General features: G+C 71.9%; 16 protein-coding genes and 1 tRNA gene. 11 read left to right on the top strand and 6 right to left on the bottom strand.

The genetic code is table 11. From position 1 onward, the window contains the following. Positions 1-143 precede the first annotated feature (143 nt). Positions 144-2,852 carry a S8 family serine peptidase gene (locus ASD18_RS06415; RefSeq protein WP_056088243.1) on the bottom strand — a complete coding sequence of 903 codons (2,709 nt, stop codon included), beginning with the start codon at positions 2,850-2,852 and terminating at the stop codon, positions 144-146. 103 nt (positions 2,853-2,955) lie between these two features. Beyond that, entirely contained in the window at positions 2,956-4,071 is a 1,116-nt protein-coding gene (locus ASD18_RS06420; RefSeq protein ID WP_056088247.1) for a GntR family transcriptional regulator, read from the bottom strand. Positions 4,072-4,210: 139 nt separating this feature from the next. Between ASD18_RS06420 and ASD18_RS06425 the strand changes: the two genes are divergently transcribed. Then, complete coding sequence (locus ASD18_RS06425; RefSeq protein WP_056088250.1) at positions 4,211-5,410, top strand: glycoside hydrolase family 76 protein; 1,200 nt, start codon at positions 4,211-4,213, stop codon at positions 5,408-5,410. A gap of 62 nt (positions 5,411-5,472) precedes the next feature. Here the strand turns inward: ASD18_RS06425 and ASD18_RS06430 are convergent. Then, positions 5,473-5,545, bottom strand: a tRNA-Lys gene (locus ASD18_RS06430). 2,125 nt (positions 5,546-7,670) lie between these two features. Between ASD18_RS06430 and ASD18_RS21840 the strand changes: the two genes are divergently transcribed. The 5 genes from ASD18_RS21840 to ASD18_RS06455 all read left to right on the top strand — a co-directional run bounded on the left by ASD18_RS21840 (position 7,671) and on the right by ASD18_RS06455 (position 11,582). Next, positions 7,671-8,057, top strand: a complete 387-nt coding sequence (locus ASD18_RS21840; RefSeq protein ID WP_369817281.1) for an HNH/ENDO VII family nuclease — start codon at positions 7,671-7,673, stop codon at positions 8,055-8,057. 25 nt (positions 8,058-8,082) lie between these two features. Further along, on the top strand, positions 8,083-8,658 hold the full coding sequence (locus ASD18_RS06440; protein ID WP_156387907.1) for a hypothetical protein: 576 nt from the start codon (positions 8,083-8,085) through the stop codon (positions 8,656-8,658). A gap of 46 nt (positions 8,659-8,704) precedes the next feature. Continuing rightward, complete coding sequence (locus tag ASD18_RS06445; RefSeq protein ID WP_056088258.1) at positions 8,705-9,118, top strand: DUF2185 domain-containing protein; 414 nt, start codon at positions 8,705-8,707, stop codon at positions 9,116-9,118. A gap of 128 nt (positions 9,119-9,246) precedes the next feature. Beyond that, on the top strand, positions 9,247-10,578 hold the full coding sequence (locus tag ASD18_RS06450; protein ID WP_056088263.1) for an adenylate/guanylate cyclase domain-containing protein: 1,332 nt from the start codon (positions 9,247-9,249) through the stop codon (positions 10,576-10,578). Then, positions 10,575-11,582: a cyclic nucleotide-binding domain-containing protein gene (locus ASD18_RS06455; RefSeq protein ID WP_056088267.1), complete on the top strand. Its 1,008-nt coding sequence runs from the start codon at positions 10,575-10,577 to the stop codon at positions 11,580-11,582. The genes ASD18_RS06450 and ASD18_RS06455 overlap by 4 nt, the downstream gene beginning before the upstream one ends. A gap of 48 nt (positions 11,583-11,630) precedes the next feature. Here ASD18_RS06455 and ASD18_RS06460 read toward each other — a convergent pair whose 3' ends face one another. Next, positions 11,631-14,024: a carboxypeptidase regulatory-like domain-containing protein gene (locus tag ASD18_RS06460; protein ID WP_056088271.1), complete on the bottom strand. Its 2,394-nt coding sequence runs from the start codon at positions 14,022-14,024 to the stop codon at positions 11,631-11,633. Positions 14,025-14,205: 181 nt separating this feature from the next. Here ASD18_RS06460 and ASD18_RS06465 point away from each other — a divergent pair, with 181 nt between their 5' ends. Both ASD18_RS06465 and ASD18_RS06470 read left to right on the top strand, forming a co-directional pair. Beyond that, positions 14,206-14,607, top strand: a complete 402-nt coding sequence (locus tag ASD18_RS06465) for an HNH endonuclease (RefSeq protein WP_056088274.1) — start codon at positions 14,206-14,208, stop codon at positions 14,605-14,607. Continuing rightward, entirely contained in the window at positions 14,594-16,375 is a 1,782-nt protein-coding gene (locus ASD18_RS06470; protein ID WP_056088278.1) for a bifunctional UDP-sugar hydrolase/5'-nucleotidase, read from the top strand. The genes ASD18_RS06465 and ASD18_RS06470 overlap by 14 nt, the downstream gene beginning before the upstream one ends. A gap of 52 nt (positions 16,376-16,427) precedes the next feature. Here the strand turns inward: ASD18_RS06470 and ASD18_RS06475 are convergent, their stop codons facing one another. Beyond that, positions 16,428-17,246 carry a VOC family protein gene (locus ASD18_RS06475; RefSeq protein ID WP_056088281.1) on the bottom strand — a complete coding sequence of 273 codons (819 nt, stop codon included), beginning with the start codon at positions 17,244-17,246 and terminating at the stop codon, positions 16,428-16,430. A 9-nt stretch (positions 17,247-17,255) separates the two neighbouring features. Further along, a complete protein-coding gene (locus ASD18_RS06480; protein WP_056088284.1) occupies positions 17,256-17,756 on the bottom strand; it encodes a GNAT family N-acetyltransferase in 501 nt (166 codons plus the stop codon). A gap of 78 nt (positions 17,757-17,834) precedes the next feature. Between ASD18_RS06480 and ASD18_RS06485 the strand changes: the two genes are divergently transcribed. From ASD18_RS06485 to ASD18_RS06495, 3 genes are read left to right on the top strand one after another with little or no spacing between them, the layout of a single operon-like run. Next, complete coding sequence (locus ASD18_RS06485; protein ID WP_056088289.1) at positions 17,835-18,299, top strand: SRPBCC family protein; 465 nt, start codon at positions 17,835-17,837, stop codon at positions 18,297-18,299. Then, complete coding sequence (locus tag ASD18_RS06490) at positions 18,296-18,616, top strand: helix-turn-helix transcriptional regulator (protein ID WP_056088291.1); 321 nt, start codon at positions 18,296-18,298, stop codon at positions 18,614-18,616. The genes ASD18_RS06485 and ASD18_RS06490 overlap by 4 nt, the downstream gene beginning before the upstream one ends. A 40-nt stretch (positions 18,617-18,656) precedes the next feature. Beyond that, positions 18,657-20,348, top strand: a complete 1,692-nt coding sequence (locus ASD18_RS06495) for a SulP family inorganic anion transporter (RefSeq protein WP_056088293.1) — start codon at positions 18,657-18,659, stop codon at positions 20,346-20,348. Positions 20,349-20,390 lie beyond the last annotated feature (42 nt).

Below are 20,390 nucleotides of genomic sequence, written 5' to 3' on the forward strand. Positions count from 1 at the left end.
GCCCCCCGGCCACCATTCCGGATCGGCTGTTCGCCCAGCGGTGAACTGCCGCACTGGTGAGGGTCGGGACCGCGGGCTGAGATACCGGCGCGCGAGACGGGCCCGCGACCTGCGCCGACGCAGGTCGCGGGCCCGTCCTCGGTTCAGGCCGTGAGGAACAGCACCGACGCTCCGCCGACCACCTGGCGGGACTCGTCGCGCTGCGCCACCGACACCTCCAGCTGCCGACCGGCCTCGACCCCGCCGGGCAGCCGTGCCTCGAGCACGAGCGGGAGCAGCTGTCCGGCCGCCTTCTCGAGCCGGACCACCGCGATGTCGTCCGTGATCAGCGCGTACCGCTGGCCGTCGCGCACGACCACGTCGCCGCCCTTCACCGAGACGTCCCGCACCCGACGCTTGTCGCCGCAGTCGAAGCGCGAGCCCCTCTCGAGGGTGAGCACCCCCTCGCAGCAGCCGAACCGGGTCCGCACCCGCGTGCGGTCCAGGAACACCAGGCCGCCGCCGCACCCGTCGTGACCGCCGCCCCCGCCGCCGTCCGGGACATGGGCGTCCACGTCGACGTCGGGGAAGTAGTCGTTGCCGCGGTCGAGGGCCAGCAGGAGCGACGCCGCCCTCGGGAGGGCCGACCGGTTGATCACCAGCTCGAGGAAGCGGTCGGTGTTGAGCGCGTTCCCGGCCAGGAACGGGAACGCCGCCGCGGTGTCCGCCAGCACGTTGATCAGCGACAGGTTCCTCTGGGCCAGGTTGCCGATCCGCGTGACCACCGGGTTCGAGACGAAGGCGGCCGACGCGAACGCGTAGTCGTTGTCGGCGTTCACCGAGACGACCACGCACGGGTGCCAGGCGTTCGAGTGCAGGATCCCCACCTGTGCCGCGGAGATCGAGAACTTGGCGATCTCCTCGCCGCCGGCCGGGATCGTCGCGAAGGTCGCGGTCATCGGGGTCGGTGCCAGGTGGGTGCCGTCCACCGCCGTCCAGTCCGTCGGGTAGACGAACTGGGTGCCGACGAACGGGGTCAGCCGGGCGTCGACCGTGACGTTGCGGGCCTCGCGCGGTCCGACGTTGCGCACCCGGACGTACAGGTAGTTCGTCTGGCCGATCTCCAGGTTCTGCGACTGCAGCGGGTCGCTGGGGACGAAGACGTCGTCGTCGAAGATCCGCACCACGACGTCCGCGAAGTTCCAGAAGTTGCCGCCGCTGGGCGCTGACGGCTCTGTCCCGGTGTCGCCGGGCCAGTCGCGGATCATGAGGTCGGCGAGGTCCAGGGCCTTGCGGACGTTGATCCGGCCGTAGCCCATGTTCTGGTTCCACGTGCCGCTGTCGTAGCCGGCGGTCTCGGCGTACGCCGTCGTGCCCGTCTTGTCGGCCGTGCGCTCGATGATCCGGCGCACCTCCGCGTTGGTGACGCCCGGGTACTCGCTGAGCAGCAGCGCAGCGAGGCCGGCGACGTGCGGGGTCGCAGCGGACGTCCCGTCGAACACGGTCACGTAGTCACCCGCCGCGTCGCCGAAGCTGGGGTAGTTCACCCCGGCCCAGACGCCGCCCGAGCCGTCCACGTTGTAGCCGTCGGCGCCCTGCCGGTCCGTCGTGGGCACCAGCACCCCGGGCGCGACCACCGAGATCTCCGGGCCGAAGTTCGACCCCCAGGTCTCGCCGTCCGGGCTGGCCGGCGACTTGCGGTCGTCCACCTGGTCCGAGGCTCCGACCCCGATCACCAGAGGGTGCGTCGCCGGGTACGTGATGGAGCCGCTGTTGTAGTTGTGCGTCGCGGCGGCCATCACGAGGCCCGCGGCGTCAGCCGCCACGATCGACGGGTCGACGATCAGCGGGTCGACCCCGTACCCCCCGAAGCTCATGCTGATGACGTCGGCCCCGTTGGTGGTGGCCCAGCTGATCCCGGCGGCGATCTCGGCGTCGCTCCACGTCACGAACGCGACGGGCAGGATCTGCGCGGTCCCCGCCACGCCCGCCACGCCTGCCGAGTTGTTGAACGTCGCGGCGACGATGCCGGCGCACGCAGTCCCGTGCGACCCCGTGGGCGAGCCGTCCCCGGACATGGTCCCGAGGTTGATCCCCGTCCCCGCGAACACCAGGTCGGGATGCGTGAGGTCACACCCCTCGTCGAGCACGCAGACGACGACGGACGCCGCCCCCGTCGAGATGTCCCACCCGGCGGGTGCCTCGATCTGGACCATGTCCCACTGCTGCGCCCACAGGGTGTCGTTCGGGATGACCGCCGTGGGGACCACCATCGGCATGGTCTCCAGGCGCACGTCCGCGACCTGCTCCCGCTGGCTCTCGAGCAGCAGGTCCCGCAGCTGGTAGGCGTTGACCTGCGCCGGGTCGTCGATCACGAAGTAGCGCAGCCCGTTCAGGTACTTCGAGCGTTCGCGGTCCTCGGTGACCTTCAGGCCGCGGGCGGCCGACGTCATCGTGCGCCCCACCGGACCCTCGAGCCCGCGCCGGAACCGCACCAGCACCACGTGGGGCAGCGGCGCCACCAGGGCGCTGCGCCCGATCGACCGAGACTGCGCGCCGCCGAGCCGGTACACCGGGCCGATCCACGCCAGCAGGGCGCCCAGGACCTCCCGCAGCAGCGCGATCCGCCCTTCGTCGAGCGGCTCGCGATCGGCCGAGCGGACCCAGAACCGGTTGTCGGTGTGGTTGATCCGCTCGAAGCGGCGGGCGTCCGGCTCGTCACCGGCGTCCTCGAGGACGACGCGAGCCTGCTTGAGCTGCGCGGCCAGGTCGTCCGGGTCGATGCGGTCCTTCGTCGCGATCAGGAGCCGGGTGTCGTCCAGCTCCATGGGCGTGCCGGTGCCGTGCACCAGCCGCCGCGGAAAGATGCTCATGGTTCCCCCTTGGCCCGGCCTCGGGCGTGGCTCTCGTCGTCGAGAGCGCCCCCGCCGCCCGAAACGGGACAAAAAGGACACTCCGCCTGTTCACCCGTTCGGGTCAACGGTCCGCGGTCGTTTTCACCCCGGGTGTGACCTCCTGCGTGGTCTCCCCGACCACGAGGGTCGTCGGCAGGACCGACTTGACGATCGAGCCCCGCGCGGCGAGCTGGGCGAGCACCCCGGACAGGGCTGCGCGTCCCAGGCCGGGCTCGTCCTGGGACACGTGGGTGAACACCTGGGCCGCGTCGTCGTAGGCGTTGTCGGGTGAGTCGAGCGAGACGATCGAGACGTCCTGCGGCACCCGCATCCCGAGCTCGAGGCACGCCCGGCGCAGCAGCAGGCTGACGGAGTACTCACCACCGACGAACCCCGTCAGCTCCGGGGTGGCCTTCACGAACTCCTTGAGCGCAGCGACGTCGTCGTCCATCGAGGCCGTCGAGTGGGGGACGGTCGAGCGGACGTCGCGGAACTCGTGGCGCGGGTCGAACGCGTGCCCGCGGGCGGCGTGCGCGTAGACGAAGCCGGAGTGCCGGTCGTCGAGCGACGAGACCTGTCCGGCCGAGGTGACGAGCCCGATGTCGCGGTGCCCGAGCGCGAACAGGTGCTCGGCCGCCTGCCGGCCGGCGCCCACGTGGTCGGAGCACACCGTCGAGATGGGCAGGCCCACCAGCAGGCGGTCGAGGATGACCAGCGGATGCTCCTGGTGCACGAGCTGGAGGATCGCGGGTGGGATCCAGTCCGACGACGACGGCAGCAGGATCAGCCCGTCGAGGTGCTCGTACTGCGCGATGAGCTGCTGCTCGCGGTCGTGGTGGCCCTCGGTCCGCGACAGGACGACGTTGGCCACGCCGATGCTCGCGTCGAGCAGCCCGTGCAGCACCCGGGTGCCGAAGCTGTCGTCGAAGTTGGTGAGGATGCAGCCGATCGTCGGCAGGACCCGTCGGCCCGACCTCGTCGGGACCGTGCTCACCACCACCGACCCGATCCGCGGCCGCCGCTCGATGTAGCCGGCGTCGTGCAGCAGGGCGAGCGCGTGCTTGATCGTGATGACCGAGACGCCGAACGAGGCGGCGAGCTCGTTCTGGGCCGGCAGCTTCGCCCCGACCTCCAGGTCGCCGGACTCGATCCTCGCGCGCAGGGCCTCGAACACCTGCGTGTACAGCGTCGCGTCCACGTCCCGCTCCTGTGCTCACGGGCCTCGCATCCGGGCCGTCCCTGGATATCTAGCACACCTTGTATTCCTCCAGATGCTGGATATATTGAGAACCGTCTGAATATGCTCAAACAGGATCTGCTACGACGGAGTGGGAGCAATGAAGCTGACACGACTGATCCAGACCACGGCGCTCGTCACGGGGGCCGCGCTGGCCGTGACCCTGGGTGCGGTGCCGGCGGTCGCCGGGCCGGACCACGAGAACAGCCCCGGGCAACCGCGCAACGCCGCACGAGCCATCGCCGCCTACGAGGCGATGCAGGAGCACCTCTACGTGGCCGACGGGTCGAGCCTCTACCTCGAGCGCACCGTGCCGACGGACGAGGACCGGCAGTACTCGTTCGAGTGGCCGTTCTCGCAGGCGCACATCGCGACCCTCGACCTGACCGGCCTCCCGGGCCGCGCCGGACGAGAGTTCCGGGTCGACCTCGCCGACCGCAAGGTGGGCCAGGAGCGCTACTGGAACGAGACCGGAGGCAGCACCGGGCTGCCCGGCTACGACTCGTACGTGCGCGCGCCCTACGGGCAGGGCGGCGACATGTTCTACGACGACAACGAGTGGGTCGCGCTCGCCAAGGTGCAGGAGTACCTCCAGACAGGTGACCGGGCCGCGCTCGACCGCGCCAAGGAGATCTTCACGCTCGTCGCGTCCGGCTGGGACACCGACCCCACGCACGCCGCCCCCGGCGGCGTCTTCTGGACGCAGGCCCCCTGGAGCCAGGACCGCAACACGGTCTCGACGTTCCCCGGCGCGCAGCTGGCCACGCGCCTGTACCTGATCACGCACGACGAGATGTACCTCGACTGGGCCACGCGCAGCGTCGAGTGGGCCGAGGACACCCTGCTGGCGCCGAACGGCCTCTACTGGGACAACATCAAGCTCGACGGCCGCATCGACACCACCCAGTGGTCGTACAACCAGGGCACCCCGATCGGCACCTACACCCTGCTCTACCAGGCCACGGGCGACGTCACCTACCTGGACAGGGCCAAGGCGCTCGCGAAGGCGTCCCTGGCGTTCTACTCCGAGGGGACCCGACTGGCCGACCAGCCGATCTTCTTCAACTCGATCTACTTCAAGAACCTGATGCTGCTGGAGTCGGTGACCGGCGGGCACACCTACCGGGACGCCCAGCAGGCGTACGCCGACACCCTCTGGAACGACGTCCGCGACCCGCAGACCAACCTGTTCCTGGTTCTCGACGAGTCCGACTCCACCACGCTGCTCGACCAGTCCGCCGCCGTCCAGATCTTCGCCACGCTCGCGTGGCCGCGGGGTCTGGCCTCGACCCTGTACTGAGCACCGGACGACGACGACGGCCGACGCACGCTGCGTCGGCCGTCGTCGGTCAGGTGGGTCGGTGGGCCCCGTGGGGATCGAACCCACAACCCGCGGATTAAAAGTCCGCTGCTCTGCCAATTGAGCTAGAGGCCCGGTGGAGGGGGAGTTCACCGGCCGTGCGGATGCCCCCGTCACCTTCGCCAGAGACCCTACGACACGGCATCTCGCAGGGTGGGTGAGGTCCAGGGTCCCGCCCGCACCCGGGCGCACTGTCGTCCGACCGGGTGCGTAGGCCGGGGGACGGCCCCGTCCCCGGAGTGGGCAAACCGCCCCGCGCCTCCCGACTGCACCCCTACGATCGTGACTTCGGCAGCAGCAGGGGGCGACAGTGGGCAGCTGTGGGTAAGGGCATCCAGCCGTCCGCGATCCCGGGTGCGGACCTGGATCCTGACGGCGTGATCTCGGCGGCGAACTCGCTGAGCACCGGTGGCGGGTCGGTGCGCGACGCGGGTGCGGAGGTCGTCGGCACGTGGCGTGGCCTGGGCGCGCACTACGAGGCGCCCGAGTCCGGGCAGCTGTTCACCGTGATGGACCCCGTGGAGACCAACGCCCGCACCTTCGGCGACGCCGTCCAGCAGGTCGCGACCGTGCTCACGGCCTACGCCGAGGAGATCCGCCCGATCAAGGCCTCCCTGGACGCGGTCAGGCGCGACGCGTACGCGTTCCGGGACAAGATCGCCTCGAACTCCGAGTGGGACTACGACCAGGACCTGGTCGACGAGAACACNTCAAGGCCTCCCTGGACGCGGTCAGGCGCGACGCGTACGCGTTCCGGGACAAGATCGCCTCGAACTCCGAGTGGGACTACGACCAGGACCTGGTCGACGAGAACACCGACCTGGTCAACCGGGTCAACTCCGCCCAGGTCAAGCTCTGGGACGCCGAGCGCACCTGCGCCAACGGCATCCGCGCCCTGTACTGCGCCGCCCCCTGGCACGCCGCCACCAGCGAGGACGACCCCCTCGGGTACGGCGTCTCGGCGATCCCCGCCGACGCCGAGATGGCGTGGGGCTCGTCCGTGGAGCGCAAGGACCACTGCCCCAAGTCCGCCGCCGTCGGCGTCAAGGAGTTCGTCTGGGACGGGCTGGTCGTGGACGGGCTGGGCGGGACCCTGGTGGGCCTCGGCGCGCTGGTCGGCATCCAGGACTGGTCCTGGTCGTGGGAGACGATGAAGACCACGTGGACCGCGATGGGTGGCCTGATCGGGTACGCGGACGGCGAGTGGTCCTGGGGCAACGCCGGGGACTCCTGGCTCGGGATGGGCAAGGGCCTGATCTCCTACGACGCCTTCGCCGAGGGCGACGGAGCCCGCGGCGCCGGTGGTGCGCTGTTCAACATCGGCACGTTCTTCATCCCGGTCGCGGGGCAGGCCGCCGGGGTGGTCAAGGGCGGCGCGCTGGCCGCCAAGAGCGGGCGGGCCGCGTCCTGGTTGGCCAAGAGCGCCCGGATCGCAGACTTCGTCGACCCCGTGGCGCTGGCCCTCAAGGGCGGCAGGCTCGTGCTGCCCAAGCTGGACGACCTGCTGGCAGGCATGCGCGGCGCCACCGCGGGCCTGGGCGACGCCCTCCGGGTGCCGGACATGCCGACGAACCTCGACCTGCCGACCACTCTGGACGACCTGGCCGACGGTGTCCCGCCTGCCCGCGACCCGGTGGAGGTCCCCGCCCGCGAGCTGGTCGGACCCGACGGCACCCCGATCCGCGACGCCCCCGGCGGCCTCGGCTCAGGAGGCGACGACCTCGTCGGACCGCAGGCGCCACCCGCCGGTCCGGTGCACGCGCCCGGCACCGACGCACCCACCGGCGGTTCGTCGCACGGCAGCGGGGGCGATCCCGGCCCGTCCGGCGGAAGCGGTGGCGGTGGCCGCGGTGAGGGCGGGACGCCCGGCGGCGGAGGGGGTGGGGAGACACCCGGTCCACGCGGTGAGGAGCCCGCTGGTGGCGAGCTGCCGGCGCGTCCGGTGTGGAGCTCGGACGACCCGCCGATCGACACGGTTCCGGCCACGGAGGCGCCGCACCCGTACACCGACGCCGACGTGCAGCGCGCGTGGGACGACGCCCCCGTCGACGGCGAGGGTCGGCCGGTCGATCACCGCACCGGTGAACCGTTGGGCGAGACCCGTGCCGACGGCACCCGCGGCTGGCACATGACGTGGGACCCCGAGCACCAGGCCTGGGTCGCCGAGCGCCCCGGCACCGGCTTCCCGGCACCCGGCACGATGCCCGACCAGGGCGTCCCGGGCTCGTTCGGGTACGACGAGCAGGGCGCCCTGCTGACGTACGCCAACTCCCGGCCCGACTACGCCCCGGGGCAGGTCGAGGCCGTCTGGGACGCGGCGCCCAAGCTCGTCGACGAGAGCGGCGACACCTACGTCCAGGTCGTCGATGCGAACGATGATCTCGTTCGGGTCTACTGGGAGCCCGGACAGCCTCGCGACGAGCTGTGGGACATGGGGCACGTCACGGGGGAGGAGTACCACAGCCTGCGTCGGCGGTACCTGGAGCACGAGATCACCCAGGAGCAGTTCTTGGCCGAGTTCCGTGATCCGGACAACTATCAGGTCGCCCATCCGGGCCGGAACCGTTCGCACGTCGATGAAGCATGATGAAGCACGGGGAGGGGAGGTCACGATGACGCTTGTGGGGACAGCGAGGAGCGGCTCCCTCGAGGAGTTCCTGGAGTACTACCAGCCCGGCGACGTCAACCGCCGGTTCTCCGGCGGTGAGACCCTGATCGCGCACGCGATGTCCAACAAGGACGCCGTGAACCGTGCCGCGATCGCGAACTTCCTGCTCGACGAGGGTGCGGACCCGACCTGGCGCGACCGGGGCACCGGCGGCAACGTGCTCCACACGTTGTTCGGCCGCTACCGGAACAACGCCCAGGAGGTGGACCTCGCTCTGCTGCGGCGGTTGCTCGCCGGCGGCGTCGACGTCAACGAGGTGAACAAGCGGTGGGGTACCCCGCTGCAGACCCTCATGGAGCAAGCCGCCCAGTGGGGCGAGGACAACGCGGTGCACGGGTACCTCCCGATCATGTTCGCCCGCGACGACCTGGACCTGTTCACGATCGGGCAGTTCAAGCGCCCCACCTACCGCACGTCCTGGAACTTCCGTGAGGTAGCGCCGGTCCAGTGGGGAATGGTCCAGAAGTACGTGGCCGACCACGGGCTGCTCGTGCCGGAGTCCGAGCGGGACCTCTCGTAGCCACGACCGCCGCCGTTCGTGTCTACCGAGTTCGAGGAGTGTGCTGATGGCCGAAGGGCTGCCCTACGTGGAGTTCATCGCCAACGCTGGCGCGTGTCTGGCCTCCCGCAACGTGCTGGAACGCCGTGCCCGGGCGCGGTGGATGGTGCGCGAGCCGTCCAGGGCGCCCGCCGACAACGGGTGGCGGATCTTCTCCGCCATCGACGACGCCCAGTACCTGGCCACGCCGGGGAACCTGCAGATCGCCGCGTTCAACCAGGTGTGCGCCCTCGAGCCGGCCCTGATCGGGATCTACGACCTGCCCATCGGTTCCGACCTGCAGATCGTCGACGACGGGACACGGGTCAGCGTCGTGGACACCCGGACCGGTCGCGAGCTCACCGACGACGACCTCTACGTCCCGGGCAACCCGGTGCGTGACTGGGGCGCCGCGACACCCCGTCCCTCCTCCCGGAGCTGACGGACGAGAGCTGCGCGTCGCGAGCGCGTCGGCCGAGGACGTGGGCCTGGACTGTGCCTTGAGGGCGGTGCCACCATGCTCGTGGGACCGACGCGCCCGCCGCGGCTCGCCGCGCCCCGGGGGGAACGGTGCGCCCGGAGACGCGCTTCACCAAGTCCGACGACGTGTACGTGGCCTACTCGGTGCTGGGCGTGGGCGACCGGAACGTGGTCGTGTCGCTCGCCGGCCCCACACATCTCGAGGCGATGTGGGAGATTCCTGAGCTCGCCGGCTTCCTCGAGCAGCTGTCGACGATCGCCAGGGTCGCCGTGTTCGACAAACGCGGGGTGGGGCTCTCCGACCGCGTGTCGGGGGACGTGGACGTCGCCACCGGCGCCGCGGACATCATCGCCGTCATGGACGCCGCCGAGTTCGAGACCGCTGTCCTGGTCGGCGGGATCGACGGAGGCCTCGCCTGTCTGGCAGCAGCGGCTCTCTACCCCGAACGGGTGCTCGGGATCGTCGGGAACGAGCTCGTCGCGACGTTCATCCGTGACGAGGACCACCCGTACGGCCTGATCCCGGAGACGGTCCAGGCGCTGCAGAACATCAGCACGGAGGGGGGCTGGGGCGAGGCGCGGACGCTGGACATGTTCGGGGGCCAGATCGGCCGCGACGCCCGAGTCGTCGGCGCATGGCAGCGGTGGGAGCGCATGGCGGCGACGCCGACCACAGCCGCCTGGTCCTTGCGCTCGATGCTGGCTGCCGACGCCCGACCGTTCCTGGCAGACGTGCACGTGCCGGTCCTGCTGCTGCACGTCAAGGACGTCCCGCTGGTCGACGTCCGCGCCGTCCACTGGCTCGCCGACCACCTGGAGGACGCGCGGGTCGTCGAGCTCGGAGGGAGCTTTCTGGACCTGATCGTGGCCGGCGGACCTGTCCTCGACGAGCTGGAGGACTTCCTCCTCGGCACGCGGGTCAGCGGCGGCACCCGTCGCGAGCTGGTCGCCATGCTCGTCACGGACCTCTGCGGGTCGACCGAGACCGCTGCACGGGTGGGCGAGGACGCATGGCGTCGACTCCTGGAAGATCACCGCCGAGTGGTGCGTGAGGCACTGACGCGACACGGCGGACGCGAGATCGACACCGCCGGCGACGGGTTCCTGGCGACCTTCCGCCTGGCGAGCCAGGCGATGTCGTGCGCCGCCGACATCCGCGACCGCTGCCAGGCCGATGGTGTCGCCGTGCGCCAGGGCGTCCACGCCGGCGAGGTCAGCCTGGTCGACGGTGGCGTCGCGGGCCAGGCCGTGCACGCCACCGCTCGGGTCGCCGCGCTGGCGGCGGCAGGTGAGGTCCTCGTGTCCGACACGGCCCTGATGCTGGCCCCGGGCCATCACCTACCGGTCGAGCCGGCGGGGACGCGCACGCTGCGCGGGCTCCCCGGCCGGTGGCGACTTCACCGACTCGGGGTGCCGCAGTGAGCACGGTGACCGCCCAGGTGACGTCGCTGTCGTGGCTTCCCTCCGAGCTGATGCACGGGCCGATGCGGTTGCCCTTCGACGTCGGTCTCACTCACTACGACGCCCCGCCGCCCGATCTCCTGGTGGACGTCGAGGCCCTGCGCCGCGCGGGCAGGTTCCGCTTCCTGAACAACCTGTCCATCGCGGCGGAGGTCACCGCCGGCAGGATCGACCACGTTCGCCTGCTTCCGTACAGCCGCGGAATGATGGGCAGGACGAACGTGCTGGGTGGCGCCGTGCGATTCCCCGCCATCGCCAGACGAGACCTGGTGACGACCAGCATCAGCGACGACCGCGCGGTGGTCGTGGTGCGGCAGACGGCCGGCGGTCGGGCTGCTCTGCCGGCGTTGCGACGCGTCCAGGGACGGCCCCGGCTGGTGTCGCCCCTGGTGTGGACGACCCTGGAGCTGGAGCTGCACGCGGACGGGACGTCGCAGCACCGCGTCACCGGCGCCAGCGCATTCCCACGCCACTGGGTGTACGACGGCGACGGTCGGCTCGTCGAGAAGGTCGCCGTGGCCGACGCCGACAGCTGGTTCCACGCCATGAGCCCCACGGAGAACCCGTGGTCGGGTTCCGAGCACGCCGCCCTGACGACCGAGGCTGAGACCGAGCTGGAGCGACGACTGTCCTCGACGGTGATGTCCGGGCACAAGCAGGTCCGCCAGCTTCCTGCCGGCTCGACGCTCTTCCGCCAGGGTGATGCCGGCAGCCAGGTCGCCCTGCTGCTCGACGGCGTGATCGACGTCGAGTGCGACGGTGTGCGAGTCGCCCAGATCGGACCCGGTGCCGTGATCGGGGAACGGGCGCTGCTGGAAGGCGCCCGGTCCTCGACCGTGATCGCCCACAGCGACATCACCGTCGCTCTCGTCGACGGGAACGCGCTGCCGCGGTCGGCGCTCGAGGAGCTGGTCGAGGGGCACCGCCACGAGGACGATCCCCCCGCGGCGGAGCACCTGACGTGAGTGTGGTGGTGACGCGCCGCCCCGCTCGGCGTCGATCCCGCTGGTCAGCTACCGCCCGGCGCGCACCGGCGGCGCGACGTACGTGAACCGCGCCGAGGTGGTCGAGCGGCCGGCCGGGGTGGTGACCGAGACGCGCACGGCACCGGCCTCGTGCTTGGGCACGACGACCACCAGCGCGGTGCTGCTCAGGACGGTGACCTTGCTCGTCGTGACCGTGCCGAAGGAGACCGTCGTCCGGCCCTTGACGAAGTTCTTGCCGGTGACCACCGTCAGCGTCCCTCCGGTCGACAGCCCGACGTTCGGCAGGGCGCGCTCGACGACGGGCAGCGTGCCGACCGAACCGCTCACCGTGTGGGCGACCTGGGCGGAGGACGCGCCGTAGGTGTCGTCCCCGGCGAAGGTCGCGACGACGGAGTGCGCGCCGACGGCCAGGGTCGAGGTGCTGAGCACCGCTGACCCACCGACGAGCGGGACGCTGACGGGTGCGCCGCCGTCCACGGCGAACGTGACCGACCCGGTCGGCGTCGCGGCGGAGCCGGTGACCGTGGCGGTGAACGCCGCAGCGGTGCCGACGGGGGTCGCGCTGCTCGGTCCGGTGAGCGCGAGGCTCGTCGCGACCTTCTCGTACGTGTAGCTGACCGGCGCGCTCGCCTGGCCCTGCGTCGTGACCACCACGTCGACCGGTCCGGCGGCGTGCGCCGGGGCGGTCGCGACGAGCGAGTCCGGCCCGTGGACCGCGGCGGCCGCTGCGACCCCGCCGAACGTGACGGTGCTGTCCGGCCCGAAGCCGGTACCGGTGACCGTCACCTGCTCACCGCCGAGGACCGTGCCCGACGCCGGCGCGAGAGCGGTGATCGACGGTGCCGCGCCGCCCGGGACGTAGTCGACGTTGACGGTGCCGCCGGCGTAGGTGGCGTCGCCGACGTACCAGACCTCGATCCACGGATAGGAGCCCTGGTCGGTCGCCTCGAACGTCAGCGTGGCGTGTCCCGTCGCGTCGAGGTCCGCATCGGCGAAGTTGACCTCCGTCGCAATGGTGTTGCCCACCCACACGGAGCCCGTCGGGACGCCCTGGCCTCCGGACACCGCGACGTCGATGGTGAACGGCTCGCCCAGGGCGGGCGGCTGCGCCGCGGTCGCGACGATCGTCGCGGGCGCGGTGCCCCGGGTGGAGGCGTGGATCGCGATGTCGCCCACGGCCCCGCCGGTCGCCAGCACCACCGGGGTGGCCTGGCTGGCGCGCGTCTCGCCGGGCGTCGCTGCGTAGTACGTGCGCACGATCGCGGGGTTGTAGCCGGACGCGGAGACGCGGTAGCTGCCGGGCGGCAGCAGGTTGATCGAGTACGAGCCGTCGCTCTGCGTGGTCGCGCCGTTCTCGGCGTCGCCCGACGCCGCCCGCACGTTCGCGTTCGCGACCGGGGCGCCGTCCGAGTCGGTCACGGTTCCGGAGATGGTGCCGCCCTGCACCATGGTCATGTCGCCGAGCGCACGCGTCTCCGCGCCCGAGACGTGCACGTCCTGGGCGTCGTCCCAGTCCCAGCTGCCCGGGTAGACGACCGCGAGGAGGTTGCCGGCCCAGTCCGGCTGGGCGTAGACGGTGTAGTCGCCGTCGGCGAGCCCGACGATCGTGTAGATCCCGTCCGCGTCCGTCGTCGCGCCGGCCCCGTTGCTCTCGTTCGATCCCGCAAAGACCTCGACACCCGCTCGTGGAGTCCCGTCGGGCCCCAGGATCCGGCCGGTGATCGTGTTGCCGTGCGCGAGGACGGCATCGTTCAGCGTGACGGTGGCGCCGGGGGCGACGGGGACGGCGGTCTGCGCCTCCCAGGTCAGGACGTCGTCGTAGTACTCGGAGACCCACCCGGAGCCGCTCGGCGCGGTGAACGAGATGCGCCAGTCGCTGGGGCGCAGGCCGGCGGCGGTGAAGGTCCCGTCCTCGCCGGTCGTGGCCGTGGTGTACGTGAAGGCGGCCGACTGCAGCTGCACCCCGACGCCCGGGATCGGGTTGCCGTCCGCGTCGACGGTGCGCCCGGTGATCGTCGCGGCGCGGTCGAGCGCGGCGTCGATGCCCGTGACGTCGGCCGAGCCGACGGTGACCCTGGTCGGGGTCCACTGCGGCGCGTCGTCGTACGTCTCACCGAGCAGGGCGCTGCCCGCGGGCGGCGTGAACGTCACGGCGTACGAGCCGGGGAGGAGGTTCGGCACGGAGTAGTGACCGGCCGCGTCCGTGGTGGCGGGCCCGCCGAGCCCGTTCGGGGAGACCGTGACCGCGATGCCCTCCGCGGGTGCACCGGTGTCGTCCGTGACCGTGCCCGAGATCGCGTACCCCGTGAGCTCGTCGGCGAGCGCGCTCGACGGGGCGAGCCCGCCGAGGACCAGCAGCGTCGCGAGCGCCGTGAGGAGGCCGGCGAGGCGGCGGGCGGAGGGACGGGACGACGACGTCATGCGGGAACCCCTTGCTTGTCGAGCGCCCCATGACAGCCCGGCGCGGGGGAAACCTACCGGTTTCTTCACCCCCTCCGTGGCGGTTTGGTCATCGTTCACCCGCCCAGGCGATCAACCACGGGCCCGACCGGCGCGCGCGTGGTGGCGCCGGGGACGCGGCCGGCCTGGCTACCGTGGGTGCATGCCGGCCAACCGCACCCGCCAGGCGCGGTACGCCAAGCGCCGACAGCGCCGGATGGCCGCCGTCGAGCACGACCTCCTCCCGGCGCAGTGGGCCGCGCTCACTGCCGCGTGGGGCGGCTGCGCGTACTGCGGGGCGAGCGACCGCCCGCTGCAGCGCGACTGCGTCCTGCCGATCTCCCGCGGTGGCCGCTACACGCTCGACAACATCGCCCCGGCGTGCGGCTCGTGCAACGCGAGCAAGTGCAACGACGAGGTCACCGGCTGGCTGCGGCGCAAGCGGCTCGACGAGCGGGCGTTCCTCGAGCGGCACGTCCGGATCCAGGCCGAGCTGGCCGTGAGGTTCGCCGACCATGGACCGGCGGGTCCCGCAGCAGTACTGTCCGAAAATGACCCGAACTAGCACAAGTCGGCCGCGCATCGTCGCCACCGCGGCGGTCGCCGCCCTCACGCTCGCACTCGCAGCGGCTCCCGCTCAGGCGCACAAGCCGAAGCCACCGGTCATCCAGGACCGCTCGAAGGTCGAGGTGCAGATCCTCGCCCTCAACGACTTCCACGGGAACCTGCTCCCCCCGGCCGGCAGCAGCGGCAGGGTCGGCCCGACCACGCTCGCCGGCGGTGCCGCCTACCTCGCCACGCACATCAAGAGCCTCGAGGCGACCAACCGGAACTCGATCGTGGTGTCCGCCGGTGACCTGGTGGGTGCGAGCCCGATCCTGTCGGCGCTGTTCCACGACGAGCCGACGGTCGAGGCCATGAACTCGATCGGGCTCGACCTGAACGCCGTGGGCAACCACGAGTTCGACGAGGGTGCGGCCGAGCTGCTCCGGCTGGATCGGGGCGGGTGCCACCCCACCGACGGCTGCCAGGACGGCACGCCGTTCGCGGGCGCGGACTTCGACTTCCTCGCCGCCAACGTGGTGAACACCGCGACCGGCAAGACCCTGTTCGCGCCGTACTCGATCGAGAAGTTCAACGGAGCCGAGATCGCGTTCATCGGGATGACCCTCGAGGGCACCCCGAACATCGTGAGCGCCGCCGGGATCCAGGGTCTGGAGTTCCGCGACGAGGCGGCCACGGTGAACGCCCTCATCCCGAAGCTGCGCAAGAAGGGCGTGGAGGCGGTGGTCGTCCTCGTGCACGAGGGTGGCTCGCCGACGGCGCTGGACATCAACGGCTGCGCGGGCGTCTCCGGCCCCATCGTCGACATCGTCACCAACCTCGACCCCGAGGTGGACCTGGTGGTCAGCGGGCACACCCACCAGCCGTACAACTGCGTGATCGACGGGATCCCCACGACGAGCGCCTACAGCTTCGGCCGGCTCGTCACCGACATCGACATGACGGTCGACCGCCGCACGCGCGACGTCGCCGGGCTCACGATCAACAACCGGATCGTCACGCGGGACGTCGCGGAGGACCAGGCGATCGTCGACCTGATCGCGCGCTACAACGTGGTCGCGGCGCCGATCGCCAACCGGCCGATCGGGCACATCACAGCCGACCTGCCGAACACACCGAACGCAAACCTCGAACAGGTCATGGGCGACGTGATCGCCGACGCCCAGCTGGCCGCGACCGCCGGACCGCCCCCCCAGGGCAGCGCCGTCGTCGCGTTCATGAACCCCGGAGGTGTGCGCGGGCCGCTCACGTACCTGGGCAGCGCGGCGGGTGAGGGAAACGGGGTGGTGACGTTCGGCGAGGCGTTCACCGTCCAGCCGTTCGGGAACATCCTGCAGACCCTGACTCTCACGGGTGCGCAGATCGACCTGCTCCTCGAGCAGCAGTTCTGCGGCCTGAACTCGCCGGCTGCGACCCCGACCCCGGGGTTCTTCAAGGTGCTGCTGCCGTCCGCCGGGTTCTCGTACACGTGGGACGGCGCGATCGCGGGCTCCGCGGCCAACGCCACCTGCGCGACCGACCCGGCGCTCGGTGCGGTCAACCCGGCGAGCATCAGCATCGGCGGGGCACCGATCGACCTGGCCGCGAGCTACCGGGTGACGGTGAACAACTTCCTGGCCGACGGCGGTGACGGGTTCGGTGTCCTGCGCAGCGGCACCGCCCGCGTCGGGGGCCTCGAGGACCTGCAGGCGTTCGAGGCCTACCTCGCCGCGGCGGAGCCGACCGGCATCAGCCCGCCGGCCCTGACCCGGATCACGCGGGTCAACTGAGCGCCCGCCCGGACGCCGTGCTCACGTGCCACGGCGTCCGGGCAGGTCCGGCTCACTCCGGGGGCGTGAACTGGCTCCCGGTGAACAGCGCGCCCTGGGGGTCCCGGATCGTCGTCGTCAGCGCCCACGGTGTGTCCTCGCTGGCGAGGACCTCGCCGCCGTGCTCGGTGGCCAGCGCGGCGGTCCGGTCGCGGTCGGCGACGGCGAACGTCACGTGCCAGTGCGGTGCCTCGTTCTCGACGGCGGGGGCTACCCAGCCGATCGCGTCCTCGAACCCGGGGGGCACGGAGACTTCTGCCTGACGCTCCCGGATGTCCGCGTCGGTGGTGGCCGCGAGGTGGTCGCCGTAGCCGGGCACCCGGATCATCGTGCCGAAGCCGAGGTCGTCGAACACCCACCCGAACACCTGCGTGTAGAAGGAGGTGGCCGGCTCGTCGCTGCGCAGGTCGCTGAAGTTCCAGGCGCCGGGTGCGTTGACGATCTGCGCGCCGAGCCGTCGCTTCGGCTGCCAGAGCCGGAGGGGCACCCCCTGCGGGTCGGTGAAGCCGGCCCAGGTGCCGCCCTCGCCCGCGACGGTCGGTCCGGTGGTCACGGCCCCGCCCGCGGAGGTGATCCGGTCGAGGACGGCGTCGATGTCGTCGACCGCCACGTATGTGTGCCAGCCCGGCTCGTCGGTGCCCTCGCCGACGCCGGCGACGTCGAGGCCGTCGATCTGCGCGATCACGTACCGCGGCGCCCCGGGCGGGCTGGCCTGGTGGAACGTCCAGCCGAGCACGGCGCCGTAGAACGCCAGTGCTCCGTCGACGTCCCGCTGCTCGATGTCCACCCAGGACGTCACGCCCTGCGGGTAGGTCCGCTGCTGCTGCGTCATATGTCCAACCTAGGCACTGCCACCCACACGCAGCGAGGTCTCGAGCAGGGTGCAGGAGAAGTCGGCGAAGTCCACCTGCCCGACGGCCTGGAACCCGGACGACTCGTAGTACTCGCGCAGCACGGGGTTGGTGGTCCGGCAGTCGAGCCGGAGCACCTCGACGCCGGCGTCCCGGCCCTGCGCCGCCGCCCAGTCGAGCAGGGCGGCGCCGAGCCCGCGACCGGCGGCCCGGCGGTCGACCATGAGGCCGTGCACGTAGACGGCGGGGGTGCGGTCGTCGCCCCAGAAGTCGGGGTCGGTCCACAGGAGCCGGAGGGTGCCGACGACGCCGAGCTCGTCGTCGCGGACCACGTGCCACTCGCCGGCCTCGACCTGGGCGGCGACGCGCTCGCGGGGGAGCGACCCCTGCGGCCACTGCACCGTGCCGTGCTCGGCCATCCAGTCCTCGAGCGACCGGCGCAGGGCGTGGATGGCGTCGACGTCGGCGGGGACGGCGGGGACCGGGAGCACGTGGCGACGCTACCGGTTGCAACCGGCTGGTTGCTCGTGCAACCCTTGAGTTGCAGGCATCGACCGAGAGGACCTCCCATGGCGACCGTCAACCCGCAGGCCGTGATCGACACCGAGGGCTACCAGGTGACGCGCACCGTGCACATCCGCTCGACGCCGGACCGGGTGTGGGCCGCCCTGACGCGGGACGACCTGGTCGCGCAGTGGTTCGGGAGCACCGCCGACCTGCCGGACCTGCGCGTCGGGGGCATGGGCACGTTCGGGTTCGAGGGGTACGGCGAGTTCCCGGTCCGCATCGAGGAGTACGACGAGCCCGTGGTGTTCGCCTTCACGTGGGGATCGCCGGGAGAGCCGCTGCGCGAGGACAACTCCACGCTGGTCCGGTTCACGCTCGTTCCCGACGGGGACGCCACCCTGCTGACCGTCCTCGAGTCGGGCTTCGACCTGCTCGGCCGGGACCCGCTGGTCGCGATGGAGAACAACCGCGGCGGCTGGACCGCCGAGCTCGACGAGCTGGTCGCCCTCCTCGAGGGCGCGGCATGAGCAGCGCGACGCTGGCCCCCGTGTTCGCGGCTCTCGCCGACGACACCCGGTGGCAGATCCTCCAGGAGCTCGGGCGATCCGACCTGTCGGCCTCCGCGCTGGCCACCCGCCTGCCGGTGACCCGGCAGGCGATCGCCAAGCACCTCGCGGTGCTCGCCGAGGCGGGGCTCGTCGTCCCCGTGCGGGCCGGCCGCGAGATCCGCTACCAGGCCCTGGGATCGCGACTGTCCGAGACCGCGCGCGCCCTGGAGGCCATCGGCGCCGAGTGGGACCGCAGGCTCGCGGCGATCAAGCGGATCGCGGAGGAGCCGTCCTGAGGGACTGACGCCTGGGCGGTCCCGTCGCTAGGGTCCAGTCATGGCTGCGAAGCGTCGCCGCTGGTCCGAGCGCGTGCCCATCGTCGGCGTGCTGCGCAGCTACGACCGTCGGTGGCTCCGTCCCGACGTGGCCGCCGGGGTCGCGGTCGCCGCGCTGATCGTGCCCAAGAACCTCGGGTACGCGGGGATCGCGGGCATCCCGCTCCAGAACGGCCTGTACGCCGCCGCGGCCGGCGCGATCCTCTACGCGATCTTCGGCACCAGCCGGCAGATCTCCACCGGACCGAGCTCCGGCCTGGCCGCGGTGGCCGCCAGCGCGGTGCTCGCCGCCGGGCTCACGGGCGCCGACGTGGCCTCGTTCGTCGCGGGGATCACCCTCGTCTCCGGCATCGTGTTCGTGGTCCTCGCGGTGCTCAAGATGGGGTGGATCGCACAGTTCCTCTCGCGGGCGGTGGTGACCGGCTTCCTGTTCGGGGCGGCGATCGACGTCGTCATCGGCGAGCTGCCCAAGCTCACCGGGACCAGCGCCTCGGGCTCCACGCCACCGCAGGAGCTCTGGTCCTGGCTCGGCACGCTCGGGGACGCCCACCCGGCCACGCTCCTCGTCGCCGTCGTCGCGCTGGTGACGGTGTTCGGCCTGCGGCGCATCGCCCCGCGCGTGCCCGGCGCGCTCGTCCTCGTGGTCGGCGGGCTGCTGGCCAGCTGGCTGCTCGACCTGGGGGAGCGCGGCGTCGCGCTGGTCGGTGACGTCCCCCGCGGGCTCCCGTCGGTCGTCGTGCCCGACCCGGCTCTGCTGCTCGACCACGTCGCGACCGTGGCGCTCGCCTCCGTCGCGCTGGTGATGATCGGGTTCTCGCAGACGGCCGGCGACGCCCGCACGTTCGCCGCCCGGCACCGCTACCGGGTCGACATCGACCAGGAGTCCCTCGCCCAGGGCGCCGCCAACGTGGGCGCCGGACTCGTCCAGGGCATGCCGGTGTCGACCAGCCTGTCGGCGAGCTCGCTGAACGACCGCACCGGGGCGCGCACCCCCGTCGCGTCGCTGACGTCGGGCGCGATGGTCCTGCTGACCCTGCTGCTGCTGGCGCCCCTGTTCTCCGGGCTGCCCACGGCGGTGCTCGCGGCGATCATCATCGAGGCCGTCGTCATGGGGATGATGGACGTGCCCGCCATGCGCAGGCTGGCTCGGGTGCAGCGGTTCGACTTCTGGATCGCGATGGTGGCGCTGGTGAGCACGCTGGTGGTCGGCGTGCTGGCCGGGGTGCTCGTCGGGATCGGGCTGTCGCTGCTGTGGCTGGTCTCGGTGACCACGCGCCCGTCCCTGCCGGTGATGGTGCGCGAGCCGGGGACGCAGGTGTTCCGTGAGCTCGGCGAGCACCCGGACGACGAGCAGGAGCCAGGGATCGCGGTGCTCCGCATCGACGGCGGTCTGTTCTTCGCTACCGCCGACGCGCTGGAGGACCGGGTGCGCGAGGTCGCCGACGCGGTCCCGGGCCTGACGGCGATCGTGATCGACTGCGGCGCGATCACCTTCGTCGACGCCCAGGGCGCGGGGGTGCTGCACGAGGTGCTCGACCTCGCCGCCGACCGGGAGCTGGCCGTCCGGCTGGCCCGGGTCAAGCCGTCGGTGCGGGCGACGCTGGCGCGCGACGGCGTCGTCGACCGCGTCGGGGCCGACCGGTTCCACGGGAGCGTGCACCGCGCGGTCGAGGCCCACCGGAACGGGTACTGACAGGGCCTCCCTCGTCGGGGACCTGCGCCGTACGGTCGATCG

The sequence above is a fragment of the Cellulomonas sp. Root137 genome, from assembly GCF_001426725.1.
In the GTDB taxonomy this organism is placed as follows: Bacteria; Actinomycetota; Actinomycetes; order Actinomycetales; family Cellulomonadaceae; genus Cellulomonas.

Coding starts and splice junctions, on each gene's coding strand:
- ASD18_RS06415 (WP_056088243.1), bottom strand. CDS start 2,852: ATGAGCATCTTTCCGCGGCGGCTGGTGCACGGCACCGGCACGCCCATG.
- ASD18_RS06425 (WP_056088250.1), top strand. CDS start 4,211: ATGAAGCTGACACGACTGATCCAGACCACGGCGCTCGTCACGGGGGCC.
- ASD18_RS21840 (WP_369817281.1), top strand. CDS start 7,671: ATGCCCGACCAGGGCGTCCCGGGCTCGTTCGGGTACGACGAGCAGGGC.
- ASD18_RS06440 (WP_156387907.1), top strand. CDS start 8,083: ATGACGCTTGTGGGGACAGCGAGGAGCGGCTCCCTCGAGGAGTTCCTG.
- ASD18_RS06445 (WP_056088258.1), top strand. CDS start 8,705: ATGGCCGAAGGGCTGCCCTACGTGGAGTTCATCGCCAACGCTGGCGCG.
- ASD18_RS06460 (WP_056088271.1), bottom strand. CDS start 14,024: ATGACGTCGTCGTCCCGTCCCTCCGCCCGCCGCCTCGCCGGCCTCCTC.
- ASD18_RS06465 (WP_056088274.1), top strand. CDS start 14,206: ATGCCGGCCAACCGCACCCGCCAGGCGCGGTACGCCAAGCGCCGACAG.
- ASD18_RS06470 (WP_056088278.1), top strand. CDS start 14,594: ATGACCCGAACTAGCACAAGTCGGCCGCGCATCGTCGCCACCGCGGCG.
- ASD18_RS06475 (WP_056088281.1), bottom strand. CDS start 17,246: ATGACGCAGCAGCAGCGGACCTACCCGCAGGGCGTGACGTCCTGGGTG.
- ASD18_RS06485 (WP_056088289.1), top strand. CDS start 17,835: ATGGCGACCGTCAACCCGCAGGCCGTGATCGACACCGAGGGCTACCAG.
- ASD18_RS06490 (WP_056088291.1), top strand. CDS start 18,296: ATGAGCAGCGCGACGCTGGCCCCCGTGTTCGCGGCTCTCGCCGACGAC.
- ASD18_RS06495 (WP_056088293.1), top strand. CDS start 18,657: ATGGCTGCGAAGCGTCGCCGCTGGTCCGAGCGCGTGCCCATCGTCGGC.